The organism is Serratia sp. Z4, from assembly GCF_009900725.1.
GTDB lineage: Bacteria > Pseudomonadota > Gammaproteobacteria > Enterobacterales > Enterobacteriaceae > Serratia > Serratia nematodiphila.
In genome coordinates this window covers 175,169-193,316 of record NZ_JAAABD010000003.1, presented here as the reverse complement: position 1 = coordinate 193,316, position 18,148 = coordinate 175,169, and the positions used below count along the sequence as shown (strand labels likewise).

The 18,148-nt window shown below is 52.4% G+C and carries 15 protein-coding genes and 3 pseudogenes; 3 read left to right on the top strand and 15 right to left on the bottom strand.

Annotation, left to right across the window (positions count from 1 at the left end; translation table 11 throughout):
- Positions 1-315: 315 nt before the first annotated feature.
- The 11 genes from GT753_RS14885 to GT753_RS14835 form a co-directional block, all read right to left on the bottom strand.
- A complete protein-coding gene (locus GT753_RS14885; RefSeq protein ID WP_019454990.1) occupies positions 316-1,593 on the bottom strand; it encodes a NupC/NupG family nucleoside CNT transporter in 1,278 nt (425 codons plus the stop codon).
- A gap of 183 nt (positions 1,594-1,776) precedes the next feature.
- Complete coding sequence (locus GT753_RS14880; RefSeq protein WP_076740925.1) at positions 1,777-2,559, bottom strand: TatD family hydrolase; 783 nt, start codon at positions 2,557-2,559, stop codon at positions 1,777-1,779.
- Positions 2,556-3,674: a patatin family protein gene (locus GT753_RS14875; protein WP_031300414.1), complete on the bottom strand. Its 1,119-nt coding sequence runs from the start codon at positions 3,672-3,674 to the stop codon at positions 2,556-2,558. The genes GT753_RS14880 and GT753_RS14875 overlap by 4 nt, the downstream gene beginning before the upstream one ends.
- Positions 3,675-3,684: 10 nt before the next feature.
- Complete coding sequence (locus GT753_RS14870; protein ID WP_004933086.1) at positions 3,685-3,870, bottom strand: hypothetical protein; 186 nt, start codon at positions 3,868-3,870, stop codon at positions 3,685-3,687.
- Positions 3,871-3,938: 68 nt separating this feature from the next.
- Positions 3,939-4,100 (bottom strand): DUF1328 domain-containing protein, encoded by a 162-nt coding sequence (locus tag GT753_RS14865; RefSeq protein ID WP_004933089.1) that lies wholly within the window; start codon positions 4,098-4,100, stop codon positions 3,939-3,941.
- A 161-nt stretch (positions 4,101-4,261) separates the two neighbouring features.
- Complete coding sequence (gene osmY / locus GT753_RS14860; protein WP_160125729.1) at positions 4,262-4,876, bottom strand: molecular chaperone OsmY; 615 nt, start codon at positions 4,874-4,876, stop codon at positions 4,262-4,264.
- Between the two features lie 517 nt (positions 4,877-5,393).
- Positions 5,394-6,983 (bottom strand): peptide chain release factor 3, encoded by a 1,590-nt coding sequence (gene prfC, locus GT753_RS14855; RefSeq protein WP_049241937.1) that lies wholly within the window; start codon positions 6,981-6,983, stop codon positions 5,394-5,396.
- Between the two features lie 146 nt (positions 6,984-7,129).
- Positions 7,130-8,395, bottom strand: a complete 1,266-nt coding sequence (locus GT753_RS14850; protein ID WP_160125756.1) for a type II toxin-antitoxin system HipA family toxin — start codon at positions 8,393-8,395, stop codon at positions 7,130-7,132.
- A gap of 9 nt (positions 8,396-8,404) precedes the next feature.
- A complete protein-coding gene (locus GT753_RS14845) occupies positions 8,405-8,710 on the bottom strand; it encodes a helix-turn-helix domain-containing protein (protein WP_160125728.1) in 306 nt (101 codons plus the stop codon).
- 154 nt (positions 8,711-8,864) lie between these two features.
- Positions 8,865-9,308: a ribosomal protein S18-alanine N-acetyltransferase gene (gene rimI / locus GT753_RS14840; RefSeq protein WP_044029730.1), complete on the bottom strand. Its 444-nt coding sequence runs from the start codon at positions 9,306-9,308 to the stop codon at positions 8,865-8,867.
- Positions 9,253-9,690, bottom strand: a complete 438-nt coding sequence (locus GT753_RS14835; RefSeq protein ID WP_015376587.1) for a DNA polymerase III subunit psi — start codon at positions 9,688-9,690, stop codon at positions 9,253-9,255. The genes rimI and GT753_RS14835 overlap by 56 nt, the downstream gene beginning before the upstream one ends.
- Before the next feature lie 146 nt (positions 9,691-9,836).
- Here GT753_RS14835 and rsmC point away from each other — a divergent pair, with 146 nt between their 5' ends.
- Positions 9,837-10,877 carry a 16S rRNA (guanine(1207)-N(2))-methyltransferase RsmC gene (gene rsmC, locus GT753_RS14830; protein ID WP_075684816.1) on the top strand — a complete coding sequence of 347 codons (1,041 nt, stop codon included), beginning with the start codon at positions 9,837-9,839 and terminating at the stop codon, positions 10,875-10,877.
- A gap of 51 nt (positions 10,878-10,928) precedes the next feature.
- Here rsmC and GT753_RS14825 read toward each other — a convergent pair.
- Together GT753_RS14825 and GT753_RS14820 are read right to left on the bottom strand one after the other, a co-directional pair.
- A pseudogene (locus GT753_RS14825) lies at positions 10,929-11,567 on the bottom strand (aldo/keto reductase); the annotation flags it as partial.
- A 478-nt stretch (positions 11,568-12,045) separates the two neighbouring features.
- Positions 12,046-12,787 (bottom strand): annotated as a pseudogene (locus GT753_RS14820) (primase-like DNA-binding domain-containing protein); the annotation flags it as partial.
- Positions 12,788-12,864: 77 nt separating this feature from the next.
- Between GT753_RS14820 and GT753_RS14815 the strand changes: the two are divergent.
- Positions 12,865-13,968, top strand: a pseudogene (locus GT753_RS14815) (IS3 family transposase).
- 357 nt (positions 13,969-14,325) lie between these two features.
- On the opposite strand, the gene GT753_RS14810 reads toward GT753_RS14815, so the two are convergent.
- Positions 14,326-14,955, bottom strand: coding sequence for a hypothetical protein (locus GT753_RS14810; RefSeq protein ID WP_134954107.1), 630 nt, complete (start codon positions 14,953-14,955; stop codon positions 14,326-14,328).
- Positions 14,956-15,678: 723 nt separating this feature from the next.
- Here GT753_RS14810 and GT753_RS14805 point away from each other — a divergent pair.
- Positions 15,679-16,530, top strand: a complete 852-nt coding sequence (locus tag GT753_RS14805) for an alpha/beta fold hydrolase (protein WP_033634076.1) — start codon at positions 15,679-15,681, stop codon at positions 16,528-16,530.
- 605 nt (positions 16,531-17,135) lie between these two features.
- Here the strand turns inward: GT753_RS14805 and GT753_RS14800 are convergent.
- Positions 17,136-18,146 carry a DUF2955 domain-containing protein gene (locus GT753_RS14800; RefSeq protein WP_160125727.1) on the bottom strand — a complete coding sequence of 337 codons (1,011 nt, stop codon included), beginning with the start codon at positions 18,144-18,146 and terminating at the stop codon, positions 17,136-17,138.
- Between the last annotated feature and the right edge of the window lie 2 nt (positions 18,147-18,148).

Below are 18,148 nucleotides of genomic sequence, written 5' to 3'. Positions count from 1 at the left end.
TAGCGCTGGGGAACGGCGTTCCCGCGGCGGCAACTGAGATCCTTCTCACCGCACATGGCCACCCGCCTTGCGGCCGGCCAGTAATAGCTATTTGAACACGAATGCCGGAGGCGATTCGCGTTCATCGTCACACTATATGAAATAGCACTGTAACAGACCGGAATTATATGTGAAGAGCATCACAAAATAACGCGATATCGTTCACAAATTCGCTAAAGAAGCGGCTGAAGATCGCGGATGCGGCAAGCACCCGCGTTGCTTAGAGTATAGGCGGAGTCCCGCGATCGGTCGCGCCGTCGCGGGCTCCGTGATGGCTTACAGCGCCAGGAAGAAGCCGGCGATGGTGGCACTCATCAGGTTGGACAGCGTGCCCGCCGCCACGGCCTTCAGACCGAAGCGCGCGATGTCGTGGCGACGGTTGGGCGCCATGCTGCCCAGACCACCCAGCAAGATCGCCACCGAGGAGAGGTTGGCGAAGCCGCACAGCGCAAAGGAGATGATCGCCTTGGTGTGAGCCGACAGCACCTGCAGGCCTTCCGCCGCCACCACGTCGTCCGGGCGCAGATAGGCGCCGAAGTTCATATAGGCGACGAATTCGTTGACGATGATCTTCTGGCCGATAAACGAACCGGCGGTCATCGCTTCACTCCACGGCACGCCGATCAGGAAGGCGATCGGCGAGAACACCCAGCCGAGGATCAGCTCGAGCGACAGCTGCGGGTAATCGAACCAGCCGCCGATACCGCCGAGAATGCCGTTAAGCAAGGCGATCAGCGCGATAAACGCCAGCAGCATCGCACCGACGTTCAGCGCCAGCTGCATGCCGGAAGCCGCGCCGGAAGCCGCCGCGTCGATCACGTTGGCCGGACGATCTTCTTCAGCGATCAGCTTCATCGCATCGTCTTTATCGTGGGTCTGCTCAGTTTCCGGCACCATCAGCTTGGCGAACAGCAGCCCGCCCGGCGCGGCCATGAAGGACGCGGCGATCAGATATTCCAGCGGCACGCCCATCTGCGCGTACCCCGCCAACACCGAACCGGCTACCGAGGCCAGGCCGCCGCACATCACGGCGAACAGTTCTGACTGGCTCATGGTGGCGATATAGGGGCGTACCACCAGCGGCGCTTCGGTCTGGCCGACGAAAATGTTGGCGGTCGCCGACAGCGATTCGGTGCGCGAGGTGCCCAGCAACTTGTGCAGGCCGCCGCCCAACACGCGGATCACCAACTGCATGATGCCGAGGTAGTACAGCACCGCAATCAGCGAGGAGAAGAACACGATCACCGGCAGGACGCGCAGCGCGAACACGAAGCCGCCGCCGCCGAACACCTCGAACATCTTGTCGGACACCAGCCCGCCGAAGATGAACGAAATGCCCTGATTGCCGTAGGCGATAACGTTTGCCACGCCGTTAGACATACTGCCGAGGATGCTGCGGCCCAGCGGCACGTACAGCACCAGCGCGCCGATGCCGACCTGAATGATGAACGCCCACACCACGGTGCGCAATTTGATGGCCCGACGGTTGCTGGAGAGCAGCACCGCAATGGCGATCAGCACCGCCATACCGACCAGACTCATGATGAGTTGCATGCAAAGTTTCCCTGTTGCAAAAAATAAAATACATCCCTGCTCATGAAGAGAGGTCTGCTATTGGAGAGTTTCGGGGGGATTATACTGAGCGAGGTCACCCTCGCACCGATTTATGTCACAAATGTATACAACGAGACGCAAATGAAAATCTTATAACGTGACGCAAGTCACGTTATAAGCTCGTCAATCCGGCATGGCAAACAGTGACTGGGTATTGCGTTGCAGATGGGCGGCGATCTCGTCGGCCGGTTCCGGCCGCAGCTCGCACAGCGTGTGAAACACCTCGGCGGCACGCTCGGGGCGATTCGGCTGCCCCTGATAGCCGGCCAGCGGCATGTCCGGCGCATCCGTCTCCAGCAGCAGCGCTTCAAGCGGCAGCTGCGCCATCACGCCGCGCGTTTTCTGCGCCCGCTCATAGGTGATGGTGCCGCCCACGCCGATGTAATAGCCGAGGCGGATAAACGCCTGCGCCTGCGACAGGCTGCCGGCAAAGCCGTGCACCACGCCGCGACGCGGCAGCTGCATGCGCCGCAGCGCGGCGGCCAGCTGGTCGTGGGTGCGGCGCGAATGCAGGATCACCGGCAGCTCATGCTGTTTCGCCAGCTTCAGTTGGGCCAGCAGCACGCTTTGCTGCCGCTCGAACTGCGGGTTGTCCATATACAGATCGAGCCCGATCTCCCCCACCGCCACCAGCTTGCGCGGCCGTTCGGCCAACAGCGCCGCCAGCTGTTCCAGCTGCGGCTCATGATGCTGCGCGATATAAAGCGGGTGCAGCCCCAGCGCGGCAAACAGCGGCGCGTGATCCTGCGCCAGGCGCAGCACCCGCGCGAAGCGATCGGCGGTGACCGTCGGGACGATGATGCGCTGCACGCCGGCGCTTGCCGCCCGCGTCAGGCTCTCGGCCTCATGTCCGGTAAAGGGCGGGAAATCGAAATGGCAGTGGGTGTCGGTAAAGGCGTAGCTCACAGCGCGCCCCCTTCACCCGGCGGCAGATCGCCCGGCAGGATGATTTTCGGCGCCGCCACCGCAGCCTCCGGCTGCGCCGTGAGATCGGGCGACATGGCGATGTCGGTCACGATCGGCGAAGGCATTCTGACGTTCTCCGGCTGGATAAGGCGGCGCGACAACGATTTTTGCACCTTGATACCGTCCGGTTCCTGCTGCGCCATCCACTGGCCGACGGTGGCCAGGAAGTAGCGGCCGCAGCGGCGCCCCAGGTGATAATCCTGATTGAGCGCCCCCAGTCGGCTGCCCAGCGCATTGCTGGCCAGCGGCTTAGGCGGGAAGATCTCGAAGATGCGCAGCTTGCCCGGCGGTTTCTCAATAAAGCGCTGGATGCGGTGATAGCTTTGCTCATGATGCTGCAGGATGCGCACCATCTGCTGCAGGCTGCTGTCGCTCAGCCAGTGCTCCATGCGCTTCATCCACTGCGGGGTGTAGTACATTTGCGAAGGCACGGTGCGGATCACCACGATGGTGTCGGCGCCGCGGCGGTAGGCCTCTTCAACCGGGATCGCATCGCTGATGCCGCCGTCCTGATAGCTGACGCCGTCCAACTCCACGCCCTGACGGTAAAAGCCGGGAATGGCGCTGGACGCCTTGATGGCCGGCAGCCAGCGTTCGCGCTGCGCCGGCAGATAGGCCGGTTCGAAATCGTCGCTGCGGCAGGCGCACAGCAGGAATTCGCGCCCGTCGATAAAATGCTGTTCCGCCACGTCCATCGCCAGCGGCATCTGCGCCGCCGCCGTATCAACCAGCCAATCGAGATCGATCAGATGCCCGCCGCGCACGAAACGCAGCGGATTGAAGAACTGGGCCGAGGTGGTGTAACGGGTGATCACCCGGCGCGCGTAGCCCATCTGCCCACAGATGTAGGCAGACAGATTCTGAGCGCCGGCCGATGTGCCGATCAGCAGATCGAAAGGGTTAAAGCCCGCGCGCTGGAACTCGTCCAGCACGCCGGCGGTGAAAATGCCGCGCTGGCCGCCGCCTTCGCAGACCAACGCCATTTTTCCTGGTCGAAAAGGTTTAGACGCCAGCGGTTCTATATTGCCGAGCGTGATGGGTATTCTGTATCCCAACTTGGCATCCTCAGTGAGACGTTTTCTCCGAGGATACCGCGTCTCGCTCTCTTCCGTAATCCTCTTGCAGCACGCCGACGAGGAAATCATTGCTGCCGGCCAACCAGGCACCATCGCTGCCGGACCATTCGGCCCACGCCTGCCATACCTGACCTTTCAGCTGTTTCCAGCGCCCGACGATGATGTCGCTGTTCATGGCCGGCCCTCCCCGAGGTGAGAAAAGGAATTAAGCTTTGTTACAGTTTGCAGGAAAATGCCGGCCGGCTAAGGACGCCGACGGCCGGTGAACAGGCTGACCAGGAACAGGATGATGCCGACAACGAACACGACTTTGGCGGCCCAGGCGGCGGTGCCCGCCAGCGAACCGAACCCCAGTGCCGCAGCGATAAGCGCGATGACTAAAAAGATAATGCCCCAACGAAACATAAGCTTCTCCTTACCATTGTGAAAAAATTCGCTGCCGTCTACCGCCCCGACAACGGGACATCGACGGCAAATCAGTTTCTTTTTTTGGTGGTACACGTCGGGCCGCCTTCACGGCCCGACAGATGCGGCTTGTTGTTACTTGTTACGGGCGCCTGGCGGGATTACGGCTTGACCACCAGGTCGTTTTTCACGCTTTTCACGCCGTCGATAGCCTTGGCGATGCTTTCGGCACGCTCAGACTGCGCCTGCGTTTTCACCTCACCGGAAAGCTGCACCACGCCATCGGTGGTTTCCACTTTCACATTGCGCGACGGCACGATGTCATCGGCCAGCAGCTTGGCTTTCAGCTCGCTGGTGGTGGCGGTGTCGCCGGCATACGATTTGATCGACTGGTTGGCTTCATCTTTCACGTGCAGCTTGTCGCTGACGGTTTTGACGCCTTCCACCTTACCGGCAACCGCAACCGCATGCTCCGCCTGCGCCTGGCTGCCGACAAACCCGCTCAGGATCACGGTGCCTTTTTCGGTTTTCACCGAAATGTCAGTGCTTTTGATGGTTTTATCGTCCACCAACGCACTTTTAACTTTAGCCGTTATCGCGCTGTCATCCATGTAACCGTCAACTTTTTTCATGGAGCTATCGATTTTGGCACCGGCACTATCCGCGGCGTTAGACGCCTTGTTGAGCAGACTGTCTTCGGCCAGCGCACTGCCGCTCACCAAAACAGAACCCAATACGACAGCCATCAGCGAGTGTGCAAATTTGGTCTTTTTCATCGATCTCTTCCTTTTGTTGGGGGCCCTCAGCGCCAGAGCGCCGGAACCCTGCGGCCGCCTTCACGCGGCCTGCTCGGTAAATACTTCATCATCGCTATACGATTAAGCGTTCACGACAGGAGTACTGCAACCATCGTGCCAACCCAATAAATACATTTAAAATCAAATATATAAATCATTGCGTCGGATTTTTAATCAAAAAACTGTCGCCTATTGACGACAGACTAAGTGACACAAAACGGTAAAACAGCCATCTCATTGATATTAAAGGAAACACACTGTCTCCTATCGGCAACACATCAGAATAACTCACCAAATAACCAACGCATTACAGTGATTTACTCTCAAGAAATGTGTGGGCATCTTGTTAAACATAGACCATCAGACGAAAAACGCAGGCCAAACGAACGCTGCCTGGCGATATCGGTTTGCGGCATAAAAGGTGAGGAAGTTTTATTAATTAGCGGAGTGAGGATGAGGGAGGTTGGCAGGGCGCACCGGGCGCCCTGCCGATTTATCAGTGTTCGCGCGTCTTGCGGAAGGTCACGTCAGGATAGCGTTCCTGCGTCAGGTTGAGGTTCACCATGGTCGGCGCGATGTAGGACAGGTTGTCCCCACCGTCCAGCGCCAGGTTGATCTCGTTCTTGCGCTTGAACTCTTCGAACTTTTTCACGTCGTCGCACTCGACCCAGCGCGCGGTCGACACGTTGACCGACTCATACAGCGCTTCCACGTTGTACTCGCTCTTCAAGCGCGCCACCACCACGTCGAACTGCAGCACACCGACCGCGCCGACGATCAGATCGTTGTTGGCGATCGGACGGAATACCTGCACCGCGCCCTCTTCGGACAGCTGCACCAGCCCTTTCAGCAGCTGTTTCTGCTTCAGCGGATCGCGCAGGCGAATGCGGCGGAACAGTTCAGGCGCGAAGTTCGGAATACCGGTGAACTTCATGTCTTCACCCTGGGTGAAGGTATCGCCGATCTGAATGGTGCCGTGGTTGTGCAGACCAATGATGTCGCCCGGGTAGGCTTCTTCCACGTGCGAGCGGTCACCGGCCATAAAGGTCAGCGCGTCGGAGATCACCACGTCTTTGCCGGTGCGCACCTGGCGCAGCTTCATGCCCTTCTCATAACGGCCGGACACCACGCGCATAAAGGCCACGCGGTCGCGGTGCTTCGGATCCATGTTGGCCTGGATCTTGAACACGAAGCCGGTGAATTTCTCTTCCGCCGCCGTCACTTCGCGGGTATCGGTTTTGCGCGGCATCGGCGCCGGCGCCCAGGCCACCAGGCCGTCCAGCATGTGATCCACGCCGAAGTTGCCGAGTGCGGTACCGAAGAACACCGGGGTCAGTTCGCCGCTCAGGAAAGCTTCCTGATCGAACTCATGGGAAGCGCCCTGCACCAGTTCCAGCTCATCGCGCAGCTGCGCCGCCAGATCTTCGCCCACGGCGACATCCAGTTCCGGGTTATTCAGGCCTTTGACGATGCGCACTTCCTGAATGGTGTGGCCTTTACCGGTCTGATACAGGTAGGTTTCATCCTTGTACAGGTGGTAAACGCCTTTGAACAGCTTGCCGCAGCCGATCGGCCAGGTGATGGGCGAGCAGGCGATCTTCAGTTCACGCTCAACTTCGTCCATCACTTCCATCGGATCGCGGATGTCGCGGTCCAGCTTGTTCATGAAGGTCAGGATCGGCGTGTCGCGCAGGCGGGTGACTTCCATCAGCTTGCGGGTGCGATCCTCTACGCCCTTGGCGGCGTCGATCACCATCAGACAGCAGTCGACCGCGGTCAGGGTGCGATACGTATCTTCGGAGAAGTCTTCGTGCCCCGGGGTATCCAGCAGGTTGACCAGGCTGTCACGGTACGGGAACTGCATCACCGAGGTGGTGATCGAGATCCCGCGCTGCTTTTCCATTTCCATCCAGTCGGATTTGGCGTGCTGGCTGGAGCCGCGGCCTTTTACCGTACCGGCGGTCTGGATCGCCTGTCCGAACAGCAGCACTTTTTCGGTAATGGTGGTTTTACCGGCATCGGGGTGCGAGATGATGGCGAAAGTTCTTCTTTTGGAGACTTCGCGGGCAAATTCACTAGGAGACATGGTTTTCAGGTTCTACGGTTAGTCCGCCCTGCGACATCATCAGAACGCGCCGATCGCGGCGCCGGGCAAAGCGGTGAATAAAAGATAACAGCCGGGCATTTTCGCCGATTTGCCAACCGGTGACAATCAATGGATCCGATTTCCCGCTAACACAGGCGGAAATCGGGGGACAAGGCGGCCCAATGCCGACGCAATACAGATTTGTGATCGTCCGCCATCGGCAGGTCCGCCAACAATGCCGGCCACAAAGCTCGCGCCTTGTCGATGGCATCCAAGAGATGCACCCGTATTGCGGGCCAGGGAATATCGACCCTCTCAGCCCAGCGCTCGAAGGTTCGCATTGAGATCCTATCCCAGCGTTTTTCCTTCGCCATATTGAGCGCAACCTCAGATTCACCAGGAATATAAGCCAACGTAGTGACGATGTCATAAGCGGGAGAAAGCCGCACATCGGCCTGGTTTGGATAGAACATGGACCAATTTTTTACGTGAGCATCGCCATTGGCGAGCAAAATATTCGCCAGCAGACGGCGCGCCATTTGCTGCACATCCGCTAAAGATTCACTGCCATACTCATAGAGATAAGCCGCTATCTGATCGTAATTTTTGCCGCGGTATTTATCGTGCGCGTAAATCTCGAATATCTGGGCAAAATCTTCTGCATGCACTCGCCCACTTTCACTGCGGTCAAAACGACGGATGGCATACGCATAGGGTTCATCCGCCAAGCGAATATCAGGCAAGTGTTCAAGCCGTGTCAGCTCAACCAGCTCAATATCAGGAATATCCACGCCGATGGCTTGCGCCAAGCGCATTGCCGTATATTCATTTTCAGGGAGATGACGATGAACGGTTGAAGGTGTTTTAATGATCCAGCTATCAGCCCCCACCTGAGAAGAAATGTTGAAGCGGCCATCTTTGCGCACAGAGGAAAATTTCATTTGTACCCCTGCCAGAGAAAATTTCTGTGCCTCCACCCCAACATCAATTTGCACGGCCTCCAGCTCACCGCGCGACGTTAACGCCCAGGCGGGGATATCACTTGCGGCCAGCGGCCGTGCTTCAAGTGCACCCGGTAGATCCCCCCCAGCCCAGGCAATTAAAGGAAACTCCTCATTCACATGGGTTTTCAACGACTGGGCTAACCAATTGCGCAGTGCGCCTTCGGGTAACAAATTGGATAAGACGGGCGGCAGGCGCTGCGATGACTGTAAAACTTGCTCAAGATACCCCGCGTGCGCCCTCTGCCTGAGCGTAAACAGGGGACGAGCTGGCTCCGGCAAAGCAAGGTAGTGCGGATCAAACGTCAGGATGTTTCTGCCGCCGCTGTAGTGCGCCAGCACGCCCACACGCACACCATGCAATATCAAGGCTAATGCCTGCACCGATTCAACCTGTCGCCGCCCTTTCATCTTCATCAGCTAGTCCTCGAGATCTTTCAGTTTTTTTTCGAAACTCTGCGGCTTATCCACTTCCGGCGCGCGACTCACTTCCTGTTGCAGCAAGTACTCCACATCACGGGCAGACTTTTTCGGCACGATAACATATTCCAAATCCATCGCCGCCAATATCCGCAGCAGCGTACTTACCCGCATATCGCTACCCGATTCAATACGCTGATATTGCTGTTGGGTCATGCCAATCTTCATTAAAAAGTCTTTTTGACTCCAGCCCAACTCAATGCGTTTTTCTTTCAGCAATGCTGATATTTCTGATAATTTTCTCATCCGCACCTCGAAACAACTTATTGGTTGTACCCGCAAATACAAACAACAAATTAGTTGTTAAAACGATTAAAAACAACTTATTTAATGTAAATTAGCTAAAAACAACTTTTAAGTTGTAAAAGAGGGGAAAAACAACAAATAAGGTGTATACACATTACCCCAGCGGCAGCGCCATCACGATCGCGTCTTCGCGGCCGTGAGCGCTCGGGTAATAATTGCGGCGCACGGTGACTTCGTTGAAACCGAGATCTTCATACAGCGCGATCGCCGCCTGGTTGGAGGCGCGGACTTCCAGCCACAGCGTAACCACGCCGCGGCTCTCCAGCTGTTCGATCAACGCGTTGAGCAGCAGCCGGCCAAAGCCCCGGCGCTGGTGCTGCGGATGAATGGCGATGTTGAACAACGTGGCTTCGTCCAGCACGATTTGCGTGATGGCGAATCCCGCCATCTCCCCGTCGGCGCTCAGCTTCAGGTTAAGGTAGCGATCGCCCTGATTGCTGGCGAAGGTGGTTTCCGTCCAGGGAAAGGCGTGGCTGGCTTGCTCAATGGTGAAGGCTGTGGCCAGGTCGGCCGCCGTCAGGGTAGAAATCGTGTTCATGATGACAAATCTGCTGCCAGAGGGCGCGTTTGGCCCCCGCGTCTTGGGAAAGCTCGGCCAGCGCCGGGCTGTGTAGCTGCGCGCCGGCGACCGCGAGCGGTTCCGTCACGCCCAGCCGCCAACTGTTGCATGTGGTCTCTGCAGGCAGCATCGCCGCCTGTTCCGGCGTCAGGCTGTAGGTTTGCGCCGGCGTCAGCCCCAGGCTGCGCAGCACGTCGCAAAACAGCGGATCGTCGGGTGCGGGCAGCGTCTGCGCGACCACCAGCAGGCGCGCCTCGGGCGGCAGACTGACCGCCACTTCGCCCTGCAACACGCCCGGGCGGCGCAATGTCCACTGCGTAATACCCAGTTGTTGTAACAGCCAGTCGCGTTTTGATGCCATGCCGATTCCTACCCGTTGTGGTGCGCCATGCCTGCCATGCGCCGCGCTATGCTAACAAACCCGCGCAGCCCGCGCCAACAAACCCGTCGAACATATCGCCACAAAGCTCTATAATCCCCGGTCTCATTTCCAGGAGCCAATATCTGATGTCTGCATTAACCCCCGCCAGTGAAGTCATGCTGCGCCACAGTGATGAATTTATCGAACGCCGCGTGCTGTTTGCCGGCGACCTGCAGGACAGCCTGCCGGCCCAATTCGAGGCCGCGGACGTGCGCGTCCACACTCAGCAATACCATCACTGGCAGTTACTGAACCGGACGATGGGCGATAACGTGCAGTTCGGTTTGACCGTCGATCCCGCTTTCGTCGCCGACTGCGACACGCTGGTTTACTACTGGCCGAAGAGCAAGCAGGAGGCGCAATTCCAACTGTGCAACCTCCTGGCGCTGTTGCCGGTAGGCGTGGACGTGTTCGTGGTCGGTGAAAACCGCAGCGGCGTGCGCAGCGCCGAGCCAACGCTGGAAGGCCACGTCACGTTGGCGAAAATCGACAGCGCGCGCCGCTGCGGCCTGTATCACGGCCGCCTGGACGCGCAGACCGAGTTCGACCTGAACGAGTGGTGGGACAGCTATCAGCTGCACGATCTGGAAGTGAAAACGCTGCCGGGCGTGTTCAGCCGCGACGGCCTGGACGTCGGCAGCTCGCTGCTGCTGTCGACGCTGGAAAAACACATGAAAGGCAAGGTGTTGGACATCGGCTGCGGCGCCGGCGTGATGGCCTCGGTGATGGCCAAGCTGTCGCCGAAGGTGAAACTGACCCTCAGCGACGTCAATGCCGCCGCGGTGGAATCCAGCCGCGCAACGCTGGCCGCCAACGGCATCGAAGGCGAAGTGATCGTCAGCAACGTTTACTCCGACATCACCGGCCGTTTCGACATGATCATCTCCAACCCGCCGTTCCACGACGGGCTGCAGACCAGCCTGACCGCTGCCGAAACGCTGATCCGCGGCGCGGTGAAGCACCTGCCGATCGGGGGTCAACTGCGCATCGTCGCCAACGCCTTCCTGCCCTACCCGGACATTCTGGACGCCACCTTCGGCAGCCACGAAGTGCTGGCGCAAAACGGCCGCTTCAAGGTGTACCAGGCGACCGTCGGCCGTCCGCCGCGCGCGCCGAAGAAGAAATAATTCGCCGTTGGCGGAAAACGACAGAGCGCGGCCTGCAGGCCGCGCTTTTTTTTAACCGTTGATGTAGGTCATCGACTCCGCGCCGTAGCGATCGCCGGCCGCCGCGCTCAGCGGAAACACCGCTTCTATCGCCGCCAGTTCAGCCGCGCTCAGCGCGATCTCCGCCGCAGCGACGTTCTCTTCCAGATAGCGACGGCGTTTGGTGCCGGGGATCGGCACAATGTGTTCGCCCTGCGCCAATACCCAGGCCAGCGCCAACTGAGAAGGCTTGACGCCCTTCTGCGCCGCCAGCTCGCTCACCTTCTCCACCAGCGCCAGGTTGCGGGCGAAGTTTTCCCCCTGGAAGCGCGGGTTACTGCGGCGGAAATCGTCCTCGGCCAGATCCTCCGGCCGCCGGATAGCGCCGGTGAGGAAACCGCGCCCTAACGGGCTGTAGGGCACAAAGCCGATGCCCAGGCGCTCGCAGGCCGCCAGCACGCCCTGCTCGGCGTCGCGCGTCCACAGCGAATACTCGGTCTGCAGCGCGGTGATCGGATGCACCTTGTGCGCCCGCTCCAGCGTGGCGACCGACGCCTCGCTCAGGCCGATGTGACGGATCTTGCCTTCGCGGATCAGATCCGCCATCGTGCCGACGACGTCTTCGATCGGCACTTGCGGATCGACCCGGTGCTGATAATAGGAATGGAATACAACGCATATCATGCTGTTTTAAAAGACCTTTAAAAACACAAGGCAGCAATGAATACATATATCTATACACAATAAAATGGTACACAATACATAGAATAAATTATAAGCAACTAGTACTCGCCCAGTGCTCATCATATTAAAAAGAGATTTATAGGAAAACTGTTCACCCTATACACTTTTTTATTTTATCCTTTTATTTCAATGCATTGATGGGTGTATAGCCACCTTCTAGGTGTACACCCCTGTTCACCTACAGGGTGAACAGTTTGAATCGCAGGCACAAAAAAACCGGCCTGAGCCGGTTTGGTGAGCGCTTGTCATTATGATATTGGCCGTTCAGCGGCCGATAGGAAGCCCTGGTGTTGCTGCATGTATTCGGGTCACTGCCACTATAAGCGGCGCGGCGATTGAGCGTCCAATGGGTTCGGCAGATCAATAATTGCCTATTGATCGGCCCGGCCGATCGACTCGGTCATCGTCACACCGCGCCGCACTTCGGCAGCCAACCCGCTTCGCACTCGTCACTCAATAATTCCCTGCCTGATGCGGCGTTTCAGCAGCGCATGCTCACACTCTTTTAGCGTCTGCGGCACCGCCGGGCCGGACGCCGTCAGGTTTATCACGTGCTGATAACCCCCTAGCGGCCATAAACGACAGGTAGGCGTGATACAGATAGCGGCGCGGATTCGGCGGGGTGATTTTGGCATTGCCGATCATCATCCCTTCCGGGGTGCCCAGCACCGTCAGGTAGCCACAAAAATCAACCAGCGGATCGGCATGCCGTTTGATTTCCAGGGCTTTCGCCGAACTCTGCTGCGCCTGAAGCAGTGCACGCGCATCATTCGGGTATGGCGAAACGCTGCATCAGGTGACGCACAATGCCCCCCAGCTCTTCGGTGATCTTCGCCAGCAACAGCGGATCGCGCTCTTCGGGGGCGATAGCCTCCGGGAACAGCAGTATCACCCGGCGGCGCGAGATGCCGCCGCTGCGGTCGCTGAACTGCATCGGGTTGTTGTTCACCGCCAGTATCACCGCCGGGATGTGTACCGCGTAGGCATCGCGGTATTTCGGGTCGATGGCGACCGCATCACCGCCGGTGATGGCCTTGATGCCCGCCCCGTCACCGCTCCACTTTTCCTGGTCAGGTAGGATAATCAGCGAGAAGCCGACCACGCTCGCGCGCCGACTCCAGGATATCAATGATGGCGGAGGTGGTATTGTAAGTATCCCGCTTAACCTAACCATTCACTTTTAGAGATCTTCCGACATACTGATTATGTCCCTGAGGAGATCACCATGCGTAAAGCCCGGTTTGCCGAACACCAGATCATCACCGTTCTGAAGTCTGTTGAAGCCGGACGTACCGTCAAAGATGTCTGCCGCGAAGCGGGAATATCTGAGGCTTCGTACTATAACTGGAAAGCGAAGTATGGTGGCATGGAAGCCTCTGATATCAAAAAGATGAAGGATCTTGAGGACGAAAACCGCCGTCTCGAACAGATGTTTGCCGACCTGAGTCTGGAAAATCGCGCGTTAAAAGACGTCATTGAAAAAAAGCTTTAAAACCAGCGATAAAGCGTGAGCTCGTCAACTATGTGAAAGAGATGTTTTCGATGAGCGTACGCCAGGCATGCAGGACATTATCGCTGAGTAGGACGGTCTATTTTTACCAGCCTGATACCCGGCGCGATGAGCCGGTGCTCCGGGCGCTGACTGAACTGGCGGAGCGCTATCCGCGATACGGCTTTAAGAAACTGTTCCAGTTACTGCGCAGGCAGGGTAACAGCTGGAACCATAAGCGCGTTCACCGGATTTACTGCCTGCTGAAATTGAATTTTCGCCGTAAGGGAAAACAGCGCCTGCCGGTGCGTAATCCGGCGATGCTGGCGACGCCAGAGGCGATGAACCAGAGCTGGTCCATCGATTTTATGCACGATGCGCTGGTGTGCGGCAGACGCTTCCGGACGTTCAACGTGGTGGATGATTTTAACCGCGAAGCACTGGCGATCGAAATTGACCTGAGTATCCCGGCGCAACGTGTCGTGAGAGTGCTGGACAGGATAGTGGCAAACCGCGGCTATCCGCGGAAGATGCGTATGGATAACGGGCCAGAACTGGTCTCACTGGCACTGGCGCAATGGGCCGAAGAACATGGTGTGTTGCTGGAATTTATCAAGCCGGGAAAGCCGACGCAGAATGCGTTTATAGAGCGTTTTAATCGGACATACCGGACTGGATTTTTATCTGTTCAGAACCCTGAATGAAACGCGGGAAATTACGGAGCGCTGGCTGACTGAATATAACAGCGAGCGGCCTCATGAATCCCTGAACAACCTGACGCCGGAAGAGTACCGGCTGATGGCTGAACCCCCGGAAATCTCAAAAAGTGCGTGGAATTAAAACGGGTGCGCTTACATATTCAGTATGTCTATCGGCCTCACATTACTCATTCAATATCAGGTTATTTGTATTCCCTGCTTGATACGACGTTTCAGCAACATCACTCTCAGCATCTATGGCATCACTTAGACGACTGCCGCTAATTTCCTAACAAGCTTACAGTATTATCCTGTAATCTTCGAAAAATGCTCTCCGCAAGGACAGAAACTATCTACAGAAAGAGGTCACTCCACATTTTCCAAAATTCATCACCTAAAAATAAAAACAGTAAAATATTCACCATTTTATTTTGTAATGTAAACATCTAACTATTATAAATCATCGTGTTATATAAAATAACATTGGTGTTGTACAAAACTAATTATAATCATTAGTCTGTCTATTTTTAAAAACAGGTATATTTATTGCTGATAATATTTCACTTTTGTTTAAGATTAATTTAGTAGTGTCATCCAACCTACTGTAATTAGTGGTAAGGAAAATATCTAATGTATCTTTATCTCTATAACCACTAATAATGGGGGATATAACCACACTCTGTTCAGGACCTCCTTTTTCATTAGGTTCCCCTAAAGAAATAACATTTCCCACATAGACCTTTCTGTCCTTCATTGTTAGCATAATGAAAGCCTCATTCGTATTTGTACTTATTAGTGATATAAAAAGACAGCTATCTAAGGAATTTCCTCTTAATGCATCATAAATAACATATGGTTTTGTATTAAGAGTTTTGTATTTTATTATTAGTCTAATTGTAGGAAATATAGACCATATCACTGGTATAATTAATGTACATAGAGCAATGAATATCAAGCATGATAATTCTTTTGAAATTGCCTTCTTGTTTTCACCTTCAAGAATAAAGGGGTTTAAAGTCTCAGAAATAAAATCAATAATAGAAAACCTATACTCAACAAATGGCATTTTTATTTCACCAGAAGTAGTCAACAATAAACCAATACTTACAAGCAATAAAAGAACCCCCATAAAGCACTCTTCAGATAAAGAAATTGCCCTTCATAACGATATAATTTATATTTATATATAGGATGAATATGAATAAGCAAAAAACCACTAACCAATATAGGTATAACCAATAAAACAAACATGATACCGCCTAAGGTAATTTGTTAATTCTCATCCTGATCTCATCAATGATGAGATGCAAGTGCTCAAACTCTTTATTATTAACAACCTCCACTATTGATACCGTTACAGTACCTCGCCCTATCACCTTTAATGTTTTATAAGTACTACCTAGCTTCTCAACTATTTCATATTCATGTCTTTTCGGAGCTAGCCCTATAAGGCTCAATATTGAGTGAATCAAACCGCCTCCAAATCCTATGCCTCAGAATTTATTTAAATACTATACACAATAACAATATTATTACTTAGAGTAAACAGGATTGCTTTGAAATTCAGTAATCCATTAACGCACCAATATGTAGCATCACAAGCAACACGCTGAATGGTAAAACATATAAAATCTTATTGACAAGTAATATTAACGCTGAAGGGGGAAGAACTTCCCTGTAACTTAGCTATGTTACTTAATGGCGGGTTGTTTTAGGGAAACATCATGAAATCAACTCATTTACTTGTTAACCCACCAATTTAACCTTATAGGTTAGTTTAATTAGAACTGTTTAGTAACAATTACGTCACTATCATAGATGTTAAAACTTCAAACTAAAGCCAGAGGTATTTATGGAGAGAAATATAGCCCCCAGCTACCATACTGCAATAGTGAATGGGATCCGGTTACGTTATGTCATTGCAGGTAAGGGGAAGCCTTTAGTATTACTACATGGCTGGCCACAAAATTGGAAGGAGTGGCGGCATGTGATCAAAAGCATGTCATCTATTTTTACTGTAATTGCTCCTGACATGCGCGGTTTTGGTGACTCTGACAAGCCAGTAAGTGGCTACAATAAGCGCGAGGTGGCACAAGATATTTATGAATTAGTGCATCAATTAGGCTTTAAGAAAATTTACTTAGTTGGGCATGATATTGGAATGATGGTTGCGTATGAATATGCATCATCTCATCCAGAAGATGTGAAACGACTTGCCCTGATGGAAGCGGCTATTCCCGGTTTAGGCCTTGAGACTTTGCAAGACTCGGCAAAATTCCCACATCTTTGGCATTTCGGTTTTTTCATTGCCCCAGGTGTTGCCGAGTCACTTATTTTCGGCCGTGAAAAAATATTCTTAACCCATTTCATTAAAGAATTATCTTACAACACGTCTGCCTTTACTGATGATGACTTCAATGAATACTCTGAAAGTATGAGCGCTCCAGGAACATTAAGCTCAAGCTTGAAACATTATCGTGCATTTCCCGAGGATGCTGTAAATAATCGTGAAAATGCGCGAAAAAAGTTAATCATGCCAATATTAGCGATTGGTGGCTCTCATGGAATGGGTAAAAGAGTGGGCGAAATGATGTACCCACTTGCTGAAAATGTACAAATGGCGGTCATTGAACAATGTGGGCATTGGATTCCAGAAGAGCAACCAGAAAAGCTAACAAAGTTATTTCTTGATTTCTTTAGTTAACAACTCTTGGGAAAGATTAAAATTTTCTTTTGCATGGGTTTTCATCACCTTATTTAAGGCCTTTTCTGAGCATTTTATGTTAATATTTAAAAGCACAGTATGATATATCTCATCATGATTAACCTGGTGTATTTTAGCCTACCTCAATCGCCCTAGAGGCAGGTTTTTTTTATAAAAAACCCACTTCTACAGTGAGCGGATACTTTGATAAACATCTTGTAATTGAGTGTGTGATTAATTCCTAAAATGATTATCATTTCATCACATGAAAAGTATTTTGGCGTCAAGTGATATATATAAAAATATTTTATCCACAACCTACGTTATAGTACCCTCGTGCTAAGTTATCTTGAATAACTCTCTATTCCTTTTTACCACTCCCTCCCCTTAACCCAGTATTCCTAACACCTAAAAAATTTTAACATTTAATGCCCCTGACATCTATTTCTTCGTCAGAGTGAAATGTATAAGTAGCTAGTCAGAGGAGCGGACTCAAAGTCAATGACTATAAGTTCAATAGATAACTTAGTATTAATAATGGGTATGCTTTTACATTATTCCTGCCATTATAAAACAAGCAATTAAAACTTAAATTAGAAAAGACATTATCTATTCATCCTCAAAAAAAAATAGTACAATTGATTAATAACCAAGTGAATTATATAAGTTATCATTATAGTTACTACAATCGCTATTGGAACTGACGTTAAACGATACAATGATGAATAAGATATGTCGCTATTCATAGTTTTCATGCCAACAATGACACTAAGTGTAGTTAAGGCTACAAACCATTTTGCAGGTCCAGCATTCTCTTTTATATGTGCTGATGTATATAGCATAATACAGAAACAATATAGAAATGAAATGATGAAAATATTTTCATTAAAGACACTAACTATTACCTGTATAATTAAAGCAGTAGATGAACCAATAATTGTCCCATATATTCTTTTTATACTTGAATGAAAAATCAAATTCCAATTGATAGGAAACAACACTAATAAAGACGATACTTGGGCTGCTATTGAATCTTTCTCATCAAACAGCATAAAAAACATTAAAGATACCGAAGACACAACAGAACCCAACATGGTTTTCTTTATATTATCAATGTTACTCTGCACAGATTTCTGGATTATAGTCCTTTCGTGTCTATCCGGGAAGAAGTAGAATGAAATGGCAACAATAGCAGCTGTAATAAATGTTGCCAGAATCACCGATGTATAAACATCACTTAAATTTGTAGATTGATAACTGCCCAGATGAGTTAATGTATGTATTGAAATTAAGGATTGTGCGCCAGCTAAAAATGCGGTATTTGTAGACATAATCCAAAAGCAAAATACATTTATACTAAATGATAATGTTATTGTTGTGACTATAGATACAGAGGAGTTAACAGTTATAAAATAAGCAACAGCAACGCTAAACACTCCACTAAACAAAAACTGTCTTATGATATGAGCATTAATTACCGGAGATAAGCCCATAATAAGTATTGGGTATAGTGAAAAGTAAGTACCATAATCCCAATCGAAAATCTTAGGCAAAATAAACCCTAAATACGAACCAAATAATACTCTTTTTATTTGCTGCAAGTCATTTTCAGTCATAA